Raw genomic sequence first — 20,144 nt, forward strand, 5'->3', positions numbered from 1 at the left:
CGCTGCGGAAACAGTCCCGATGAGCGCTACGGACTTCGTCCTCGGCATCGATATCGGCGGCTCGTCGATCAAGGCGGCGCCGATCGACCCGGCTTGTGGACGCCTGAAAGCCGGCGTGCGGGCGATATCCACGCCGGAGCCGATGTCGCGCCGCCAATTGGTGGCCGCCATCGTCGAACTGGCCTCCGAATTCGGCCGCCCTGTCGCGATCGGAATCGGTTTTCCATGCACGGTGCAACAGGGCAGGGTACTTACCTCGGACAACCTGCATCCGGAGGTCGCCGGCATCGATGCCGAGATGCTCGCGCAGGCGACCGGGCATCCGGTCGCGATCCTCAACGATGCCGAAGCCGCCGCGCGCGCCGAAATGCGCTACGGCGCAGGGCGCGGACGTACGGAAAAGACGCTGATCCTGACCTTCGGGACCGGTATCGGATCCTCGCTGGCGTACGAGGGAGCGGTCATCCCGTGCGAGTTCGGCCTGCTTCCGCTGCATGGTGGGTTCGCCGAGCAGTACGCCGCGGCCGGCGCGCGCACGCGCGAGCAACTGACCTGGCCCGTTTGGGCGGCCCGGGTGAGCGAGTACCTCGCGCTCGTCGAAACGGTGGTCCAGCCTGAACTGATCATCTTGGGCGGTGGCGTGAGTGCCGAGCATCGACAGTTCTTCCAGCACCTGAAGCACCGCGTCGAGTTGGTGCCGGCAGCGCTGGGCAACGAGGCCGGCATCATCGGCGCTGCTGCGCAAGCGATGGGGCTGTTGTCCGGAGCCGGGTGTGAGTCCACGGCTTCCAGCCGTTCATCGTCGTCGCGTCGACTCAAGGGCATCCGTACATGAGCCAGTCCACCTCCCCAGCGTTGTCTAGGGATCAAGGGGCGTTGCATCTCAAGCGCACGCTCAAGCTGCGCGATCTGATCCTGTTCGGTGTGATCGCTATCCAGCCGGTGGCGCCCATGGCCTCCTTCGGCGTGTTGTACGAAAGCGGTCGCGGGCACGTCGTTACGATGGTGCTCATCGCGATGCTGGCCATGCTGCTCACCGGCATCAGCTATGGGCGCATGGCGCAGGTGTATCCCAACGCGGGCTCGGCGTTCGCATACGTCTCCCGCGCCATCCATCCTTCGTTAGGATGGGCGACGGGTTGGAGCATGTTGATGGACTACGTGCTCAACCCGGTGATCTGTACCATCTGGTGTGCGCAGCAGGCGTTCCAATTAGCGCCAGTGGTGCCGTTGTGGCTATGGAAGATCGGATTTGCCGCGTTTTTCACCCTGCTGAATATCCGCGGCGTGCACTCGTCTGCGAGAACCAATGCCTGGCTCGCCGCCGGCATGGGCGTCGTGGTCGTACTCGTGTTCGTCGCGGTGATCCGCTACTTGACCGGCGAGCAGCTCGATGCGTCCGCGCTGACCCGGCCGTTCTACGATCCGTCCACTTTCACGGTTTCGACACTCATGCACGGCACGTCCATCGCCGTGCTCACCTACATCGGCTTCGATAGCATCTCGACACTTTCTGAGGAAGTGGAGAACCCGCGTCGCAACATTCTCGTGGCTACGGTGCTGACCTGCGTGGCCATCGGCACGTTGGCCGCTGCGGAAGTGTATCTGGCACAGTTGGTGTGGCCGGCCGGGGAGACGTTCGCGAACGTGGAAACGGCCTATGTCGTAGCGGTCTCGCGCGCCTGGGCGCCGCTGGCGTTGATCCTCGGCGTTACGCTGCTGGTCGCCAATTTCGGCTCAGGCATGGCGGCGCAAATGGGCGCGGCGCGTCTGCTCTACAGCATGGGGCGCAGCGGTGCGTTGCCTGGGCGCGCATTCGCGACGCTCGATCCGGATACCCGGATCCCGCGCAACAACGTGATCTTCGTCGGATCCATCGTGATGGTCGGCGCGTTCTTGATGTCCTTTTCGCTGGGCGCCGAGATGTTGAACTTCGGCGCCCTCCTCGGCTTCATGGGCGTGAACATGGCGGCTTTCCTGCACTATTTCGTGCGCGCGAAGCAGCGAACGTTCTGGAACGCGGCCTTGCCGCTGGCCGGCTTTCTGGTCTGTTTCGTCCTGTGGATCAGCCTCAGCCTGCCTGCGAAGCTGATCGGCGCCGCCTGGATGGGGTTGGGCGTGGCGATCGGCGCGTGGCGCACGAACGGGTTCCGGCGCAAGTTCGATTTCGACGGCGACGATTCCACCGAACCGGATGCGGTGTGAGGTTGAGGGCGTACCGACGGCTCGCGCGGAGCCGGTACGTCGATACGCGCCCCGGTTCCGGCTTCTTCGGCGCATCGCTCGGCGACAGCCGGGCAACCGCTCGGCCTGGAACTTCGATGGTGGGTCTTCGGGCGAGGCACGGGTGAAGTTGCGTCATTCGAAGGCAGCCCCGACTGAGGGGGGATTTCTGCTGGAATGCCGAGGCAAGACGCTCGCCATGCCGATTGTTCTGGCCGAATCCGTCACGGACCTGACGCCGGGCAAGCCGTTCCGCAGTGCCGCGGCCATGCATGGCGCTCGCGCGCCGCAAGGGCGTTCATCGGAAGAGGGACGCCCTTCGGCGTCATGCCGTCAGGACGGACGCGGCTGGAAGTGGCGTTCCAGTTCGGCCTGGTATTGGGCGCGGTCGAAGACGAAACGCAACGGCCCGCTTGGGGGAAACAGACTGTCTTCGGGCGCTTCGTCCGGATCGCGCTCGAGCATGGGGCCGTCCTCGGTTTCGTAGGTCAACTGATCCCACACGACGCGATCGCCGTCGAAATTCGCCAGGCAGGACACGACGCCGCAGTAGTCGCAGCCGCAGTGGCAACGGTACAGCACCAGGCGGCCGCTGCCGTTCTGGTTGTCGGCCGGCGTCAGCCCGAGGAAGGCCTCGCGCGCCCATGCGCGCCGCGGCGCGCTCGTGCGCGGGTCGAAATCGGTATGGCAGTTGCCCAGGTGGCGCGCGCTGCCGAGCCAGTCGGCGAGCGGGCGCTCATCGATGAACAACTCGCCGATTTCGATCGTGTAGTCGCGCTGCTCGATCCGGTACTCGAACGCGATCGAACCGATGCGCAAGCGATGCACGCTGGCCGCCGCGACGGACTCAGCGCAACAGCGGCCGTTCGCCGGTGCCGATGAAGTCCAGCAGCGCGCGCACGTCCGCGCTGTCGGCGGCGAGCTCTTCTAGCTTGGCGCGCGCGTCTTCCAGCGACGCGCCGGACATGAACACCGCGCGGTAGGCGCGCTTGATCGCGGCGATGCGCTCGGGGCCGAAGCCGCGGCGCTTGAGGCCTTCGGTGTTGATCCCGCGCGGGCGGCCGTAGCCGTCCTGGGCCACCATCAGGAACGGCGCGACATCGCCGTTGACCAGCGCGCCCATGCCGATGAAGGCGTGCGCGCCGACCCGGCAGAACTGATGGATGCCGGAGAAGCCGCTCATGATGACGTGGTCTTCGATGGTGACGTGGCCGGCCAGGGTGGAGTTGTTGGAGAACACGCAGTCGTTGCCGATGTGGCAATCGTGGGCGACGTGGGTGTAGGCCAGCAGCCAGTTGCGGTCGCCGATGCGGGTGACGCCGCCGCCGCTGCCGGTGCCGCGGTTGACGGTGACGAACTCGCGGAAGCTGTTGCCGTCGCCGATGACCAGTTCGGTGCGCTCGCCGGCGAACTTCTTGTCCTGCGGATCGCCGCCGATCGCGCACTGCGCGTGGAAGCGATTGTCGCGGCCGATCCGGGTCGGCCCGTGGACCACGCAATGCGGGCCGAACTGGGTGCCGGCGCCGACCTCGACGTCCGCGCCGATGTAGCAGAACGCGCCGACCACGACGCCGTCGCCGAGCTTCGCGGCGGGGTCGACGAAGGCGGTGGGGTGGATGGCGGCGCTCATCGCGATTATTCCTTGGCCTCGGCGCACATGATCTCGGCGCAGGCCACCACGTTGCCGTCGACGCGGGCGACGCCGTCGAACAGGGCCATGTTGCGGATCATGCGCTTGAGCGTGACTTCCAGTTCCAGGCGGTCGCCGGGCACGACCATGCGCGAGAACTTGGCCTTGTCGACTTTGACCAGATAGAACGAGCGGCCGGCGGCGACGCCGCCGTGCGAGACCTGGGTCAGCAGGCCGCCGGCCTGCGCCAAGGCCTCGATCACCAGCACGCCGGGCATGACCGGGTTGCCGGGGAAATGGCCGTTGAAGAAGGGCTCGTTGCAGCTCACGCTCTTGATCGCGAGCACGCGCTTGTGGGGTTCCAGTTCGAGCACGCGGTCGATCAGCAGGAACGGGTAGCGGTGCGGCAGCAGCTGCTGGATCGCCGGCACGTCGAGCGGGAGTTGCAGGGTCTGGCTCATCTTGTCTTTCGTCCTTTATCGCACGTCCTGTGCTCGCAGCCGCCGTGCCTGGCGGCCCTTGGGGTGTGACGCGGTTCCGTCATTGTCCCGCAGTTTCCCCGGCGGGTGTGGCGGCACCGTATGGAAGCACGTCGGCGCGCGTATCCGAAAGGCAGGCCCGGCGAGGCTCAGGCGTCGTCGCGCTCGCCGCCGGCGCCGCGGGTGCGCCGGGCGATCGCGTCGAGCTGCTTGAAGCGCGCGGCGTTCTTGCGCCAGCTGCGGTTGTCCATCAGCGGGGTGCCGGAGGAGTATTCGCCGGGTTCGCGGATCGAGCTGGTCACCAGGCTCATCGCGGTGACGGTGACCTTGTCGCAGACCTCCAGGTGGCCCAGCACGCCGGCGCCGCCGCCGATCAGGCAGTAGCGGCCGATTTTCGCGCTGCCGGCCGCGGCCGAGCAGCCGGCCATGGCGCTGTGCGCGCCGATGTGGACGTTGTGGCCGATCTGGATCTGGTTATCCAGGCGCACGTCTTCCTCGAGCACGGTGTCCTCGATGGCGCCGCGGTCGATGGTGGTGTTGGCGCCGATCTCGCAGTCGTCGCCGACCAGGACCCCGCCGAGCTGCGGCACCTTGAGCCAGCGGCCGGACTCCATCGCCAGGCCGAAGCCGTCGGCGCCGAGCACCGCGCCGGGATGGATCAGCACGCGCTTGCCCAGCCGCACCCGGGTCACCAGGGTGACGCGTGCGACCAGTTCGCAGCCTTCGCCGACGATGCAGTCCTCGCCGATCACGCAGCCCGGGCCGAGCACCGCGCCGGCCTCGACGCGGCTGCGCGCGCCGATGCTGACGAACGCGCCGACGTGGGCGAGCGGGGAGATTTCGGCGCTGGGATCGATCGCGGCGGAGGCATGAATGCCGGCCGGGCGTTCGGGCCGGGGTTCGAACAGCGCGGAGATCTTGGCGAAGGCCGCGTAGGGATCGCGCGCGATCAGCGCGGTGCCGGCGTAGCCGGCGGCCGCGTCCTCGCGCATCACCACCACGCCGGCGGTGCTGGTGTCGAGTTGCGAGCGGTATTTGGGGTTGGCCAGGAACGCCAGCTGCGTCGGCCCGGCCTTGGCCAGGGTGCCCACGCCGCCGACCCGGACCTCGCCGTCGCCGTGCAGGCCGAGCGCGAAACGCTCGGCCAGTTCGCGCGCGCTGTGCGCCTGGATGTCCACGTCGGCGTGCTGCGGCGCGGCCGCGCTCAGAACGTGCCGCCGAAGGTGAACTGCAGGCGCTCGAGTTCGTCGCCGCGGCCGGTCTTCTTGCCGTTGACGTCGAGCACGTCGTCCTGCTTCTTGAACGGGAACGCGTAGCTGATCGAGATCGGGCCCATCGGCGAGCGCCACATCATCGCGATGCCGGCCGAAGCGCGCAGCTCGCCCGCGTCGAAGGAGTCGTAGTCCTTGTACACGTTGCCGAAGTCGACGAACGCCGACACGCGCGCGGCCGGGGTGTCGAGCAGGGTCGGGAAGTACATTTCCAGCGAGCCGGTGGTCTTGAACGCGCCGCCCAGCGGCTGCGCGTAGGTGCCGTTGTTGGAGGCTTCGCGCGGGCCCAGGGTGTTGTCGGTGAAGCCGCGCACCGAGCGCACGCCGCCGGCGTAGAAGTTCTCGAAGAACGGCAGGCCGGTGGCGGTGATGGTCTCGGGCGGCAGCGGGCCGTTGGGACCGTCGCGGTCGATCACGCGGCTGGTGTCCTTGCCGTAGCTGTCGCCGTAGCCCAGTTCGGCGCGGGTGTTGAGCACCAGGTGGCGCGACAGCGGCCAGAACTTGGAGAAGCTGTAGTTGATCTTGTAGTACTCGACCGTCGAGCCCGGCAGGGTCGCTTCCAGCCACAGGCGCTGCTGGGTGCCGGCGGTCGGGGTCAGCGCGTGGTTGAGGCTGTTGCGGCCCCAGCCGATCTGCGCGCGCCAGGCGTGGAAGGTCTGGCGGCCGAGCGCGTCGAGGTAGTCGACGATGCTCTGCGGGGTGTAGCTGCGGCCGATCAGGATCTCGTTGCTGTCGATGCCGACCAGGCCGGTGATGGCGTCGGTTTCCGTCAGCGGAATGCCCAGCACCACCTGCGCGGTGCCGTTGGTGGTCGAGTACTGCGCGGTGTTGAAGTCGGAGTAGTCGAGCTTGCGCCAGGACAGGTTGTAGCCCAGCGAGACGCCGTCGTCGGTGAAGTAGGGGTTGGTGTAGGAGAAGTCGAAGCGCTCTTGGTAGTAGCTGCGCTGCGCCTGCACCGACACGCGGTTGCCGCTGCCGAGGAAGTTGTTCTGCGACAGCTGGATCTGCGTGGTCAGCTTGCCCAGCTGCGAATAGCCCAGGCCGAACACGAAGCTGCCCGAAGTGGTTTCCTTCAGGTTGTAGATCACGTCGACCTGGTCGTTGCTGCCGGGCACCGGCTTGCTCTCGACGTCGACGGTTTCGAAGTAGCCCAGGCCCTGCAGGCGGATCTTGGAGCGGTCGATCGCCGCCTGCGAATACCAGGTGCCTTCGAACTGGCGCATCTCGCGGCGCAAGACTTCGTCGCCGGTGCGCGTGTTGCCCTTGAAGACGACCCGGCGCACGTTGACGCGCGGGCCCGGCACCACCTGCATGTTGATGCCGACGGTCTTGTTTTCGCGGTTGATGTCCGGGATCGGATTGACCTGGGCGAAGGCGTAGCCGACGTTGCCCAGGGTCGCGGTGATCGCGTCGGAGCTGATTTCCAGCAGGCGCCGCGAGAAGATCTGCTCGGGCTTGACGATGACCAGCTTCTCGATGTCTTCCTTCGGCAGGACCGTGTCGCCGGTGACCTGCACGCTGGAGATCTTGTACTGGTCGCCCTCGGTCAGGCCGGCGGTGAGGAACATGTCCTGGCGGTCGGGGCTGATCGAGACCTGGGTCGAGTCGATGGCGAAATCGACGTAGCCGCGGTCGAGGTAGTAGGCGTTGAGCTTTTCCAGATCGCCGGAGAGCTTCTCGCGCGAGTACTGGTCGTCGCGGCGGTACCAGCTCAGCCAGTTGTGCTCGCGCGACTCCCAGCTGTTGAGGATGTCCTTCTGCTCGAACTTGTCGTTGCCGATCAGGTTGATGTGGCGGATCTTGGCCGCCTTGCCTTCCTTGACGTTGATCGTGATGTCGACGCGGTTGCGGTCCAGCCGCGACACGGTCGGGGTGATCTCGACGTTGTACTTGCCGCGGTTGTTGTACTGGCGCGCCAAGTCCTGGGTGACCTTGTCCAGCGCCAGCCGGTCGAAGGTTTCGCCTTCGGCCAGGCCGATGTCCTTCAGGCCCTTGAGCAGGTCGTCGGACTTGATGTCCTTGTTGCCGCTCAGGGTGAGCTTGTTGATCGCCGGGCGCTCGGCCACGGTCACCACCAGGATGTTGCCCTGGCGGTCCAGATGCACGTCTTCGAAGAAACCGGTCTTGTACAGCGCGCGGATGGCGTCGCCGGCCTTGGCGCTGTCCATGGTGTCGCCGCGCTCGACCGGCAGGTAGGTGAAGACCGTACCGGCGGAAATGCGCTGCAGGCCGTCGATGCGGATGTCGCTGACGGTGAACGAACCGGCCGCCGGCGTCTTGGCGCCGCCTCCCAGCGCGAACGGATCGGCGGACTGCGCCATCGCGGGAATCGCCGGGGCCGAGGTCATTGCCGTGGCAAGGGCGAGGGCGAGCAGGCGGCGATTAGGAATTCGCGTCATCATTACGTCCGTTGGGGGCTGGTTTGCCGCGCTAAGGCGCTGGCAGGGGGCGAAGCGGGCTGGGGAAGCGTGCTTGGAAAGGGCGTGGGCGAAGCGTAGGAGCGAGCGTCAGGCCGGCATTCAGCGCACCAGGTTGTTCAAGATGTCGTTGTAGAACGCCAGGCCCATGAGGCTCGCGATCAACGCCAGGCCGACGAAATGCCCGGCCGCCATGGCGCGCTCGCTGACCGGGCTGCCTTTAACAAGCTCGATAAGGTAATACAGCAGGTGTCCGCCGTCCAAGATCGGGATCGGCAGCAGGTTCAGGATGCCCAGGCTCAGCGAGAGCATGGCCAGCAGCTGCAGGTACCAGGCCAGGCCGTTGTTGGCGTAGGCGTTGGCGGCGCGGCCGATGGTGACCGGGCCGGCCACGGTGTTCTGCAGCGAGACCCGGCCGGTGAAGGCGCGGCCGATCATCGCGTACAGCTCGCCGGCCTGGTGCCAGCTCTCGCGCAGGGCGGCCGGCACCGCGTCCAGCGGGCCGTAGCGCAGCACCGCGTCGCGTTTGGGCGCGGCCGGGGTCGCCGGCTCGATGCCGAAGCCCCAGAACTCCTTGCCGTCGCGCTGGAGCCGTGCCGGCTGGATTTCCAGTGCCAGGCGGTCGCCGTTGCGCTGGACTTCGATCATGGCCTTGCCGCCGCGCTGGCCGAGCCGGTCGATCGCGGCCGGCAGGTCGTTCCAGCTCGGGATCGGGTCGCCGTCCAGGGCGGTGATGCGGTCGCCCTCGGCCAGGATGCGCCAGGCCGGATCGTCCGGCACGACCCGGCCGATCACCGCCGGGACCAGTTCGTGGCGGCCGCTCAGGCCGATGGCCTGGACCGCGCGGCGCTCGTCGATGACCGCCGGCAGGCGCGACAGGCGCAGGGTGCGGACCAGCTCGCTGCCGTTTTCGGCGCGGACCTTGACCGGCACGTCCTCGCGGTCGAGGGCGTGCGGGATCAGCGCCATCTGCACCTCGCTCCAGGTCGGAGTGGCGCGCGCGCCGATGGATTCGATGGTGTCGCCGTGGCGCAGCCCAGACTCGGCGGCGATGCCGGCGCTGGCGCCGACCACCGGGGCGAAATCGGGCCGGCCGATCACGAACATGCCCCACAGGAACGCCACGCACAGGATCAAATTGGCGACCGGGCCGGCGGCGACGATCGCGATGCGCTGCCACACCGGCTTGCGGTTGAAGGCGTAGGGCTGCAGCGCTTCGCCGATCTCGAACTCGCGCTCGTCGAGCATCTTGACGTAGCCGCCCAGCGGGATGCGGCCGATCGCGTATTCGGTGCCGTCCTTGCCGACCCGCATGAACAGCGGTTTGCCGAAGCCGACCGAGAAGCGCAGGACCTTGACCCCGCAACGGCGGGCGACCCAGAAATGGCCGAATTCGTGGAAGGTCACCAGCAAACCGATGCTGATGATCAGCCACCACAGGGAGCCCAGGATTTCGCTCATGGCCGGATCAGGCTCGTCAGGGTCGGGCAGCGCGGCCGATCGCCTGCTCGGCGCGGCGACGGGCCTGGACATCGGCCTCGCGCAGCGCCGCCAGCGAGCTGGCCGGGGTGGGCGGGAGCGCGGCGAGGGTATCCTCGACCAGCGCGGGAATCGCTAGGAAGCCTACGCGCCGCTGAAGAAAGGCTGAAACGGCCACTTCGTTGGCGGCGTTGAGCGTGGCCGGCGCGGTGCCGCCCGCGGCCAGGGCCTGGAAGGCCAGGCGCAGGCAGGGGAAGGCGTCCAGGTCGGGCGGTTCGAACTCGAGCTTGCCGTGGGCCAGCAGGTCCAGCCCGGCCACGCCCGACTCGATCCGCCGCGGCCAGCCGAAGCCGACCGCCAGCGAGGTGCGCATGTCCGGCAGGCCGAGCTGGGCCAGGGTCGAGCCGTCGACGAACTCGACCAGCGAATGGACCAGACTCTGCGGGTGCACCAGCACCTCGATCGGCAGCCCCGGGCGGCCGAACAGGTGGTGGGCCTCGATCACTTCCAGGCCCTTGTTCATCAGCGTGGCCGAGTCGACCGAGATCTTCGGGCCCATCGACCACTTCGGGTGGGCGACCGCCTGTTCGGGCGTGACCTCGCCCAATTGGGAACGTGTACGCCCGCGGAACGGCCCGCCCGAGGCGGTCAGCAGGATCCGCCGCAGCCCGGCGTGGGCGTGGGCGTCGGGCAGGCACTGGAAGATCGCGTTGTGCTCGCTGTCGATCGGCACGATGCAGGCGCCGGCCTCGTGCGCGGCGCGCATCAGCAGTTCGCCGGCCAACACCAGCGATTCCTTGTTGGCCAGCAGCAGGCGCTTGCCGGCGCGCGCGGCGGCCAGGGTCGAATCCAGGCCGGCGGCGCCGACGATCGCGGCGACCACGGTGTCGCAGGCGTCGGAGCCGACCAGGTCGTCCAGCGCCTGGCTGCCGCAGTGCGCCTGCGTGTCCAGGCCGCGCGCGCGCAGGCCCTCGCGCAGCGCGTCGAAGCCGGCGGCATCGGCGATCACCGCGTGTTCGGGGCGGTGGCGCTCGCACAGCGCCAGCAGCGCCTCGACCTTGCCGCCGGCGGCGAGCACGCTCGCGCTCAGCGCCTGCGGGTGGCGGGCGATCACGTCCAGCGCCGAAGCGCCGATGGAACCGGTGGCGCCGAGCACGGCGACCTTGCGCGAAGGCAGCGTCATCGGCTCAGAACCCGAAAATGGCCTTGCCCAGGGCGAACACCGGCAGCGCGGCGAGCACGCCGTCGATGCGGTCGAGCACGCCGCCGTGGCCCGGAATCAGGTGGCCGGAATCCTTGACCCCGGCATGGCGCTTGAGCAGGCTCTCGAACAGGTCGCCGACCACCGAGAACAGCACCGCGACCAGCGACACCACCGCCACCCAGGGCAGTTGCGCGACGGTCGCGCCGGCCAGCAGCGACAGGCCGACGCCGGCTGCGACGCCGGCGACGGCGCCGCCGATCAGGCCTTCGACGGTCTTGTTCGGGCTGACCCGCGGGGCCAGCTTGAGCATGCCGAACTTGCGCCCGGCGAAATACGCGCCCGAGTCGGCCGCCCACACCACCGCCAGCGCGGTCAGCAGCCACCAGTGGCCGTTGGGGCCGTCGGCGTGGATCCAGGTCAGCGCGCACCAGGCCGGGATCACGCTCAGCGCGGCCGCGGCCAGCTTGAACATGCGCGCATAGGTGCGGTGGTCGCTGGCGAAGTTGAAGCGCTGCAGCCACAGCAGCGCCAGCAGCCACCAGATCACCCCGACCAGGGAGGCGATCTTGAACAGCACCATCGATGGCGCCTGGGCCGGGTCGCCGGCGCCGCCGCCGCGCGAGGCCCACACGATCGCCACCATCAGCGCCATGTGCACCACCAGCAGCACGGTGCGCGAGAGGGTGTCCTCGATCTCGGCCAGGTCGAACCACTCCCACAGCCCGGCCAGGAACACCACCGCGGCCGCGGCGATCATCCACGGGGTCGGCAGCAGCAAGATCGCGGCGATCGCCACGGGAGCCATCACCAGCGCGGCAATCAGGCGGGTTTGGGTCATTCAACGGTCTCGTTGGTCTGGGACGCGATCTGCGCCCCGGTCAGGCCGAAGCGGCGTTCGCGCCCGGCGAACTCGTCCAGCGCGCGCTGCAGCATGGCCGCGTCGAGCTCGGGCCACAGCGCTTCGGTGAACCACAGTTCGGTGTAGGCCAGCTGCCACAGCAGGAAGTTGCTGATGCGGGTGTCGCCGCCGGTGCGGATGAATAGGTCCGGCGGCGGCAGGTCGGCCAGGCACATGCGCGCGGACAGCAGGCCTTCGTCGATGGCCTCCGGCGCCAGCCGCCCGGCGGCCACGTCCTGGGCCAGCGAGCGCGCGGCCTGGGCGATGTCCCAGCGCCCGCCGTAGCTGGCGGCGATGGTCAGGTGCAGCACGGTGTTGGCCTGGGTCTGGCGCTCGGCCGCGGCCATGCGTTCGCGGATCTTGTCGGAGAAGCGGTCGCGCTCGCCGATGAAGCGCACGCGCACGCCGCGCCGGTGCAGTTCCTCGACCTCGCGCTCCAGCGCGTTGAGGAACAGCTTCATCAGGCCGCCGACCTCGTCCTCGGGCCGGCCCCAGTTTTCGCTGGAGAAGGCGAACAGGGTCAGCGCCTGGACGCCGCGCGCGATGCAGAAATCGATGCAGACGTTGACCGCGCGCGCGCCGGCGCGGTGGCCGATGATGCGCGGACGGCGCCGGCGCTCGGCCCAGCGGCCGTTGCCGTCCATGATGACGGCGAGATGGCGCGGGATGCGTGCGGGCGCGGCGGTGGCGGGCTCGGAAGGCATGGCGCCGATGACGGAAACCTCAGGCGGGAAGGACGGGCGAGGAAGCGGCCCGGCGCGCCGCGGCGCGCGGGCCGGCGGCGAGCCGGTCGCGGCAGGCCGGGGGACTGGACCCGCGCGCGGCGCGGAAGTTCAGTGCCGGACCGCCGCGCACGGCGTCAGACCGCCATGAGTTCCTGTTCCTTGGCCTTGACCACGCCGTCGACGTCCTTGATCGCGTTGTCGGTGATCTTCTGGATGTCGCCCTCGAAGCCGCGCAGCTCGTCCTCGGTGACCTTCTTGTCCTTGAGCAGTTCCTTGGCCTGGTGGATCGCGTCGCGGCGGATGTTGCGGATCGCGACCTTGGCGTTCTCGCTCTCGCTGTGCACGACCTTGGTCAGCTCCTTGCGGCGCTCTTCGGTCAGCGCCGGCAGGTTGATGCGGATCACCGTGCCGGCCGTGTTCGGGGTCAGGCCCAGGTCGGAGGCGAGGATGGCCTTCTCGACCGCGCCGACGATCTGCTTCTCCCACGGGGTGATGGTGAGGGTGCGCGCGTCGCTGACCTGGACGCTGGCGACCTGGTTCAACGGCATCTCCGAACCGTGGTAGTTGACCTTCAGGTGGTCGACCAGCGCGGTGGAGGCGCGGCCGGTGCGGACCTTGGTCAGATCGTGGCGGAAGGCTTCCACGCTCTTGGCCATGCGGTTCTGTGCGTCTTTCTTGATGTCGTTGAGCATCGCCGGCTCCGGTCCTTTCGTAACGGTAACTGCAAGGGTAATCGCGGGATTATATGGGCTCGGGCCGGTTTTGCGGACCACGTCGGCCGCAGGCGGGGCCGCGCGGGCGCGCGCCGGGGCGGCGCGCAGGCGTCGCGAGCGGCGCAAAAGCGGCGTTTACGCGGGCGCAAACGGGTGCGGCCCGGCGTCGTGTGAGGCGCGTCAGGGCGCGCGGATCGCTGCGATGGGGCGAGATCCGCGGGCGCCGCGGGTGCTCCGGGGCGCTGCGGCGATCACGGTTTGGCGGGCGTCGGCCAGGCTTGGGCGCAGGGCCGCGGCGCGGGGCCGGCCCGCGCTGCATTGCAACATCGGGGCTCAGCCGCGCGGGTCGTGGCTGTGCTGGCGCGGGTGGTCGTGACGCTCGCGCTCGCGTTCGCGCGCCTGGGCGAGGCGGTCGGCCTCGTCGTCGTGGCTGTGGGCGTGACCGGCGTGGTCGTGGCCGGCGCAGGCGTGCTGCTTGTCGTGGTCGTGATCGTGGCCGCCGTGGTCATGGCCATGATCGTGACCTTCGTGGTCGTGATCGTGGTCGTGACCGGCATGCCCATGATCGTGCCCGCCGTGCGCCCGCGCCGCGTGGCCGTGCGGCGCGCGGTCGTGGCGGTCGTGCTCGCAGGCGCCGCCGTGCTCGACCTGCAGGGTCGGGTGGTTGATGTTGAAGCGCCGGTCCAGCTCGCGGTTGAGCGTGTCGATGAACACGTCGTGGTCGCGATCGTCCGGACGCACGATGTGCGCGGTCATCGCGATCTCGCCCGCGCCCAGCGACCAGATGTGCACGTGATGGACCGCGAGCACGCCGGGCTGGGCCAGCAGCAGCGCTTCGACTTCGCCGCGGTCGATGTTCGAAGGCACCGCGTCCATCGCTGCGTTGAAGCTCTCGCGCAGCAGGCCGAACGCGCCGGCCGCGACCACTGCGCCGATCAGCAGGGCGATCGCCGGATCCAGCCATTCCCAGCCGGTCAGCCACATGCCCGCGCCGGCCAGCACCGCCGCCAGCGAGACCGCGGCGTCGGCCATCAGGTGCAAGAACGCGCCGCGGCGGTTGAGGTCGTGGTCGTGGCCGTCGCGCACCATCCACGCCGCGCCGAGATTGACCGCGATGCCGAGCGCGGCGACCAGAATCACCGGCAGCGCCGGAATCTGCGGCGGCGCATCGAAGCGGCGGATCGCCTCCCACGCCAGCGCGCCGGAGAAGCCCACCACGAGCAATGCATTGGCCAACGGCGACAGCAGGGTGGCGCGGCGCCAGCCGTAGGTGTGGCGGTCGGTCGGCAGGCGCTGGGCCAGCACCGCCGCGCCCCAGGCCAGGCCCAGGCCGAGCACGTCGCCGAGGTTGTGCAGCGCGTCCGACAACAGCGCCAGCGAATTGGTCCAGAAGCCGTAGCCGGCTTCCAGCGCGGTGTAGGCCAGGTTGATCAGGGTCACCACCGCGAACGCGCGGGTGCCGCTTTGCAGGCCGTGGTGGTGGCCGTGGCCGCCGTGGGAATGACCGTGGGAATGGCTGTGCGAGTGCATGGGCGAATGCTGTCACGGCCGCCGCCGCGAACACTATTACAGCGCTGCGGCGAGCGGACCGGCGGGTCTCGCAAGGCCGGATTAAACCCTCGTGGGCCGGGGCGAATCCCAATGCCGAGCCCGCCACGCCGAACCCCTCCCCATGACTTCAGTCACGTTGACGACAGCTGTAGTCACCGGCACAGTTGACTACAACTGTAGCTACAAGGCGCAAGCGATGGCCCGCAAGTCGATCGGCGACCAGGAACTGGCGCTGCTGAACCACATCTCCGAGCGCGGCGACGCTTCGGTCGGCGAGGTCGCCGCCGAGTTCGGCGAAGCGCGCGGGCTGGCCCGCTCGACGGTGCTGACGATGATGGAGCGGCTGCGGGCCAAGTCCTACCTGCGCCGGCGCAAAGCCGGCGGCGTGTACCGCTACGCCACCCAGACCCCGGCCGACGACGTGATGCGTTCGGCGGTCGGCAGCTTCGTCGCCAACACCTTGCAAGGTTCGCTGTCGCCGTTCGTGGCGTGGATGTCGCAGCGCGCCGATGTCAGCGATCAGGAACTGGCCGAACTGGAAAGCTTGGTCGCCGATCTGCAGTCGCGGCGCAAGGAGGACTGACATGACGCTTCAATGGATCGGCGAAGTCTGGTTGCCGCGTTTGCTCGCGGCGGGTCTGCAATCGTTGCTGCTGGTCGCGGCGATCGTGCTGCTGGTGCGCTGGCTGCGGCCGAGCGCGGCGGTGCGCTGCTGGCTGTGGTGGTGCGCCTCGCTGCAACTGCTGCTCGGCGCGCTGTGGCCGGCGCCGCTGGAACTGCCGCTGCTGCCGGCGCAATGGCGGCAGGCCGCCGAAGCGGTGGCCGCACCGGCCGCACCGCAACTGTCGCCGACGGCGCAGTTGCCGTTCCTGGTGACGCGCGAATTGGCCGCGCGCGGCGAAGCCGTCGCAGCGCCCGCCGCCGCGACGCTGGCGGCCGACTGGTTGGCGTGGCCGGCGCTGTTCGCCGCGCTGTGGCTGGCCGGCGTGATCGTGCTGGCCGTGTTCGGCGTGCGCAGCTATCTCGGCGTGCGCCGCCGCGTCGCCGCCGCGCACGATTGCGAACACGCGCCTGCGCTGCGCACTTACCGCAACCTCGGCGCCAGCCTCGGCCTGCGCCGCTTGCCGCCGCTGCGGGTGTCGGCGCAGATCGATTCGCCGCAACTGGTCGGCCCGCCGGCGACGGTGCTGCTGCCGCAGCGCCAGCTGGCCCAGCTCAGCGACGACGAACTGGCGATGGCCCTGCATCACGAACTCACCCATCTGCGCCGCCGCGACCTGTGGTGGGGCTGGGTGCCGGCGCTGGCGCGGCACCTGTTCTTCTTCCACCCGCTCGCCCACGTGATCGCGCGCGAATACGCGATCGCCCGCGAGCAGGCCTGCGACGCGGCCGTACTCGACAGCCGCCGCTACGCCGCCCACGACTACGGCCGGCTGCTGCTGCGCCTGGGCGTGGCGCCGCGTCCGGCGACGGCGCTGGCCGGCGCGTCGCCCACCTACACCGTGCTCAAACGGAGACTGACCATGCTGCAGAACTCGACTTCCCCCGCGCGCCTGGGCGGCGTGGCCCTGGCCGCCGCCGTGGCGGTGCTGGGACTGGTGCCGTACAAGGTCACCGCCGCGGCCGAAGCGGCGGCGGCGACGATGACCGTGACGGTCGCGCCGGTCGCGGCCGCCGCCGGCACCGCCGCTGTGCGCGAGGAGTCCAAAGTCACCATCCATCACGGCAAGTCCGCCGCCGGCGAACAGCGCATCACCGAGATCGACAACGGCGACCCGCGCGTGTGGGCGATCAAGGACGGACAGTACTTCCGCGTGCGCGACGACGGCCGCTACGAGCCGGTGCGCGACGCCGCCACCCGCGCGCACCTGGACACGCTGCAGCGCGACGCGGCGCGGGCCGAGGTCGAAGCGGCCCAGGCCGAAGTCCAGGCCGAACGCGCGATGCGCGAGGCCGAAGCGGCCGGCCGCGAAGCCGAGCGCGCCGGGCGCCAGGCCGAGCAGGACGCCCGCCGCGCCCAGGCCGAAGGCGAACGCGCGCGCCGCGAGGCCCAGCAGGACCATGCCCAGGCGCTGCGCGATGCCGAACAGGCCCGCCGCGACGCCGACCAGGCCTTGCGCGAAGCCGCGCAGGCGCGCGCCCAGGGCCAGCGCGACCGCGAACAGGCCCTGCGCGATGCCGAGCAAGCGCGCCGCGCCGGCGACGACGCGCGCCGCGCCGGCGAGCAGGCCCGGCGCGATGCGCAGCAGGCCAGCCGCAACGGCGAGCGGGCCCGCCGCGACGCGGAACAGGCGCGCCGCAACGGCGAGCTGGCGCGTCGCGACGCGCAGGCCTCGCAGCGCAACGCGGAGATCGCGCGCCGCAACGCCGAACAAGCCCGGCGCAACGACGACCAGACCCGCCGCGACGCCGATCAGGCCCGGCGCAACGGCGAGCAGGCCCAGCGCGATGCGGATCAAGCGCAGCGCAATGCCGATCAGGCGCAGCGCAACGCCGAGCGCAACCGTCAGGCCGCGCTTGCCGCGAGCCGGCAGGCGTCGGAATCGGGGCCGTGGCAGCGCGATATCGAACAAGCCATGCGCGAGACCCAGCAGGCGCATCGCCAGATCGTCCAGGCGCAGCGCGAGGGCCGCATCGGCGCGGCCGATCAGGCGCGCTTGCTGGCTTTCGCCGACACCGCCCGCCGCGCCGTGCAGGCGATCGACATGCACGCCGTCAGCCGCGAGGCCGCCACCGCCGTGCAGGCCGCCGGGCCGGCCAACGCCGCGATGCGGCGCGAAGCCTTGCGCGCCACCGATGAGGCGATGCGCCAGTTCCAGCGCGAATTGGCCGACGCGGGCATCTGAGCCGCGCGCCGGCGGGCTCGCTTCGCCAGCGTGTCGCGGCGACGGCCGCCCGGCGCATCCCGGATAAAACGACGGCCCCGGTCGCAGCGCGCCCGGGGCCGTTGGTTTCGCTTGTTTCTTGCGGCAACGCGGCCGTGCAGCCTCAGCCGCGGCCCTGCACCAGCGTGCCGATGTCCGCGCCGCGCAGGATCTTCAACAGCACGCCCGGCTGGCTCATGTCGAAGATGCGCAGCGGCAGTTCGCTGTCGCGCGCCAGCGCGAACGCGGCGGTGTCCATGACCTGCAGGTCGCGGGTGATCACTTCGTCGTAGCTGAGCTTGTCGAAGCGCACCGCGTCGTTGTGCTTCTTGGGATCCTTGTCGTACACGCCGTCGACCTTGGTCGCCTTGAGCAGCAGGTCGGCGCCGATCTCGATCGCGCGCAGCGCCGCGCCCGAGTCGGTGGTGAAGAACGGGCTGCCGACGCCGGCGGCGAAGATGGCGATGCGGCCCTTTTCCAGATGGCGGATTGCGCGGCGGCGGATGTAGTCCTCGCACACGTCGTTGATCTTGATCGCGCTCATCACCCGCACCTTGGCGCCGAGCTTTTCCAGCGAATCTTGCATCGCCAGGGCGTTGATGACCGTGGCCAGCATGCCCATCTGGTCGCCGGTGACCCGGTCCATGCCGCCGGCCGCCAGGCCCGCGCCGCGGAAGATGTTGCCGCCGCCGATCACCAGCGCCACTTCGGCGCCGGCTTGTTGCACTTCGATGACTTCGCGCGCGAGCCGGCCGATGACCTTGGGGTCGATGCCGTAGTCCTCGTCCCCCATCAACGCCTCGCCGGAAAGTTTCAACAGGACACGGCGATAGGCGAGCTGGGACATGGGCGATCTCGGGGGAGGCGGAAAACGGCCGGAATTGTAGCCCAAGCCCGGCGCCCGCGGCGTGCGGGAATGGGCCGGCCGCGGCGCTTTCGCGTCCGCGCCGGGGCCGGCGGCCGGTCTCGTTCAGCCTGTATGATCGCCGCCGCAGGTCCGCCACAGGAACCGCCGCGGCCCGCGCCGCCCCCGGGCGCGCCGCGCACCACCCAAGGAGATGGCTACGTGACGATCAAGAACCTCAACGAATTCCTCGAGAGCTCCAAGCAGAAAGACCTCAGCCCGGAGGCGTTCGAGCTGGAAAGTTCGCACCTGCTGGAGGTCAAGCTCAACGGCCGGGTCTGGGCCAAGTCCGGCTCGATGGTCGCCTACCGCGGCGGGGTCAAGTTCGTGCGCCAGGGCCTGATGGAGCAGGGGCTGGGCAATCTGCTGAAGAAGGCGATCAGCGGCGAAGGCACCCAGCTGATGAAGATGGAAGGCCAGGGCCGGGTCTACGTCGCCGACGCCGGCAAAAAGATCACCCTGCTGCGCTTGAACGGCGAGTCGATCTTCGTCAACGGCAACGACGTGCTGGCCTTCGAGGACGGCATCGCGTCCGACATCAAGATGATGCGCAAGGTCGCCGGGATGATGTCGGGCGGCCTGTTCAACATCAAGCTCAGCGGCAGCGGCGTGGTCGCGATCACCTCGCACTACGAGCCGCTGACCCTGGCGGTGACGCCGGACCAGCCGGTGTTCACCGATCCCAACGCCACCGTGGCCTGGTCGGGCGGGCTGAGCCCGGACATCGTCACCGACATCTCGCTGGGCACGCTGTTCGGCCGCGGCTCGGGCGAGAGCATCCAGCTCAAGTTCGCCGGCACCGGCTGGGTGGTGGTGCAGCCGTACGAAGAGATCTATTTCCAGCACGCCGACTGATCGGCGCCGCCGCCACGGGCGCGCCGCTGCGGCGGCGCGTTCGCGATCGGATTCGACGCGAGAAGGAGCTTTGCGATGAAAACGACCCAAGCGGCGCGGCTGGCGGCCGCGCTGATGCTGCCGGCGATGCTGGCCCAGGCCGCGCCGCCGCGCGCGGTGCCGGTGCAAGTCGGCGGCAGCGTGGAGTGGGACGCCTGCGGTTCGAGCGGGCGTGTGCGCGGGCTCAAGGCCGACGGCGACGGTTTTCTCGCCGTGCGCGCCGGGCCCGGCGCCGACTACCGGATGCTCGACAAGCTCGGCAACGGGCGGCTGGTCTATCTGTGCGGAAGCCGCGGCGGCTGGACGGCCGTGGTGTACGCAGCGCCGGGCGCGGACGCCGGCGAGTGCGGCGTGAGTGGGGCCATCGCCGAGGTCGAGATCTACCGCGGCCCGTGCAGATCCGGTTGGGTCAACACGACCTGGATCGAAGTGGTCGCCGGTTGAAGCCGCGAAGGAGAGGGCGATGCAGCGCACTGCGATGACCTCCGGCAAAACCGCGCTGCTGGCGCTGGCGTTGCTGCTGCCGGCGTTGCTGGCCGACGCCGCGCCGCCGCGCGCGGTGCCGGTGATGGTCGGCGGCAACGACGTGCTCGACGCCTGCGGCTCGCTCGGTGAAGTGCGCGGGCTCAAGGCCGACGGCGACGGCTTCCTGGCCGTGCGCAACGGCCCCGGCGCGGCGTATGCGATGACCGACCAACTGCCCGAAGGCCGCGAGGTGATGATGTGCGACCAGCGCGGCGACTGGATCGCGGTGGTCTACCGCGATGCGCGGCTCGGCCGTTGCGGGGTGGGCTCGCCGATCGGCAAGCGCCAGGCGTATCGAGGCCCGTGCAGGTCGGGCTGGGTGCACGGCAAGTGGATCGTGCTGATGGCCGGTTGATCGCGCAGGTCG

Annotated in this window: 19 protein-coding genes; 7 read left to right on the plus strand and 12 right to left on the minus strand. The window is 69.7% G+C overall.

All coding sequences use genetic code 11. The features are described from left to right. Positions 1 to 19 precede the first annotated feature (19 nt). The gene (locus BLU84_RS10395; RefSeq protein WP_074866112.1) at positions 20 to 835 is read left to right on the plus strand and encodes an ROK family protein; all 816 of its coding nucleotides are present in this window, start codon (positions 20 to 22) and stop codon (positions 833 to 835) included. Next, positions 832 to 2,205: an APC family permease gene (locus BLU84_RS10400; protein WP_074866115.1), complete on the plus strand. Its 1,374-nt coding sequence runs from the start codon at positions 832 to 834 to the stop codon at positions 2,203 to 2,205. Before BLU84_RS10395 ends, BLU84_RS10400 begins: the two co-directional genes overlap by 4 nt. Before the next feature lie 351 nt (positions 2,206 to 2,556). On the opposite strand, the gene BLU84_RS10405 is transcribed toward BLU84_RS10400, so the two are convergent. The 11 genes from BLU84_RS10405 to BLU84_RS10455 form a co-directional block, all read right to left on the minus strand. After that, positions 2,557 to 3,051 carry a hypothetical protein gene (locus BLU84_RS10405; RefSeq protein WP_139174904.1) on the minus strand — a complete coding sequence of 165 codons (495 nt, stop codon included), beginning with the start codon at positions 3,049 to 3,051 and terminating at the stop codon, positions 2,557 to 2,559. A gap of 19 nt (positions 3,052 to 3,070) precedes the next feature. Next, positions 3,071 to 3,853 (minus strand): acyl-ACP--UDP-N-acetylglucosamine O-acyltransferase, encoded by a 783-nt coding sequence (gene lpxA, locus BLU84_RS10410; RefSeq protein WP_074866119.1) that lies wholly within the window; start codon positions 3,851 to 3,853, stop codon positions 3,071 to 3,073. Between the two features lie 5 nt (positions 3,854 to 3,858). Further along, the gene (fabZ, locus tag BLU84_RS10415; protein ID WP_074866121.1) at positions 3,859 to 4,314 is read right to left on the minus strand and encodes a 3-hydroxyacyl-ACP dehydratase FabZ; all 456 of its coding nucleotides are present in this window, start codon (positions 4,312 to 4,314) and stop codon (positions 3,859 to 3,861) included. 167 nt (positions 4,315 to 4,481) lie between these two features. Beyond that, a complete protein-coding gene (lpxD, locus tag BLU84_RS10420; RefSeq protein ID WP_074866123.1) occupies positions 4,482 to 5,510 on the minus strand; it encodes a UDP-3-O-(3-hydroxymyristoyl)glucosamine N-acyltransferase in 1,029 nt (342 codons plus the stop codon). A gap of 26 nt (positions 5,511 to 5,536) precedes the next feature. Next, positions 5,537 to 8,002, minus strand: coding sequence for an outer membrane protein assembly factor BamA (bamA, locus tag BLU84_RS10425; RefSeq protein ID WP_074866643.1), 2,466 nt, complete (start codon positions 8,000 to 8,002; stop codon positions 5,537 to 5,539). A 120-nt stretch (positions 8,003 to 8,122) separates the two neighbouring features. After that, positions 8,123 to 9,481, minus strand: coding sequence for an RIP metalloprotease RseP (gene rseP / locus BLU84_RS10430; protein WP_074866126.1), 1,359 nt, complete (start codon positions 9,479 to 9,481; stop codon positions 8,123 to 8,125). A gap of 16 nt (positions 9,482 to 9,497) precedes the next feature. Then, complete coding sequence (dxr, locus tag BLU84_RS10435; RefSeq protein ID WP_074866128.1) at positions 9,498 to 10,682, minus strand: 1-deoxy-D-xylulose-5-phosphate reductoisomerase; 1,185 nt, start codon at positions 10,680 to 10,682, stop codon at positions 9,498 to 9,500. A 4-nt stretch (positions 10,683 to 10,686) separates the two neighbouring features. Further along, entirely contained in the window at positions 10,687 to 11,541 is an 855-nt protein-coding gene (locus tag BLU84_RS10440) for a phosphatidate cytidylyltransferase (RefSeq protein WP_074866130.1), read from the minus strand. Then, entirely contained in the window at positions 11,538 to 12,305 is a 768-nt protein-coding gene (gene uppS / locus BLU84_RS10445) for a polyprenyl diphosphate synthase (RefSeq protein ID WP_074866133.1), read from the minus strand. Before uppS ends, BLU84_RS10440 begins: the two co-directional genes overlap by 4 nt. Before the next feature lie 155 nt (positions 12,306 to 12,460). Then, positions 12,461 to 13,018 (minus strand): ribosome recycling factor, encoded by a 558-nt coding sequence (gene frr / locus BLU84_RS10450; RefSeq protein WP_074866137.1) that lies wholly within the window; start codon positions 13,016 to 13,018, stop codon positions 12,461 to 12,463. Between the two features lie 354 nt (positions 13,019 to 13,372). After that, positions 13,373 to 14,569 (minus strand): cation diffusion facilitator family transporter, encoded by a 1,197-nt coding sequence (locus BLU84_RS10455; protein WP_074866140.1) that lies wholly within the window; start codon positions 14,567 to 14,569, stop codon positions 13,373 to 13,375. Between the two features lie 217 nt (positions 14,570 to 14,786). On the opposite strand from BLU84_RS10455, the gene BLU84_RS10460 reads away from it, so the two are divergent. Further along, entirely contained in the window at positions 14,787 to 15,173 is a 387-nt protein-coding gene (locus tag BLU84_RS10460) for a BlaI/MecI/CopY family transcriptional regulator (RefSeq protein WP_074866145.1), read from the plus strand. A 1-nt stretch (position 15,174) separates the two neighbouring features. After that, complete coding sequence (locus tag BLU84_RS10465) at positions 15,175 to 17,436, plus strand: M56 family metallopeptidase (RefSeq protein WP_074866148.1); 2,262 nt, start codon at positions 15,175 to 15,177, stop codon at positions 17,434 to 17,436. Between the two features lie 142 nt (positions 17,437 to 17,578). Here the strand turns inward: BLU84_RS10465 and pyrH are convergent, their stop codons facing one another. Continuing rightward, complete coding sequence (gene pyrH, locus BLU84_RS10470; protein WP_074866151.1) at positions 17,579 to 18,301, minus strand: UMP kinase; 723 nt, start codon at positions 18,299 to 18,301, stop codon at positions 17,579 to 17,581. A 219-nt stretch (positions 18,302 to 18,520) separates the two neighbouring features. On the opposite strand from pyrH, the gene BLU84_RS10475 reads away from it, so the two are divergent. The 3 genes from BLU84_RS10475 to BLU84_RS10485 all read left to right on the plus strand — a co-directional run bounded on the left by BLU84_RS10475 (position 18,521) and on the right by BLU84_RS10485 (position 20,132). Next, positions 18,521 to 19,213 carry an AIM24 family protein gene (locus BLU84_RS10475; protein WP_074866646.1) on the plus strand — a complete coding sequence of 231 codons (693 nt, stop codon included), beginning with the start codon at positions 18,521 to 18,523 and terminating at the stop codon, positions 19,211 to 19,213. Between the two features lie 75 nt (positions 19,214 to 19,288). Beyond that, on the plus strand, positions 19,289 to 19,696 hold the full coding sequence (locus tag BLU84_RS10480) for a hypothetical protein (protein WP_083382483.1): 408 nt from the start codon (positions 19,289 to 19,291) through the stop codon (positions 19,694 to 19,696). A 19-nt stretch (positions 19,697 to 19,715) separates the two neighbouring features. Continuing rightward, positions 19,716 to 20,132, plus strand: a complete 417-nt coding sequence (locus BLU84_RS10485) for a hypothetical protein (RefSeq protein ID WP_211664521.1) — start codon at positions 19,716 to 19,718, stop codon at positions 20,130 to 20,132. Positions 20,133 to 20,144 lie beyond the last annotated feature (12 nt).

Source organism: Lysobacter enzymogenes (assembly GCF_900106525.1).
In the GTDB taxonomy this organism is placed as follows: Bacteria; Pseudomonadota; Gammaproteobacteria; order Xanthomonadales; family Xanthomonadaceae; genus Lysobacter; species Lysobacter enzymogenes.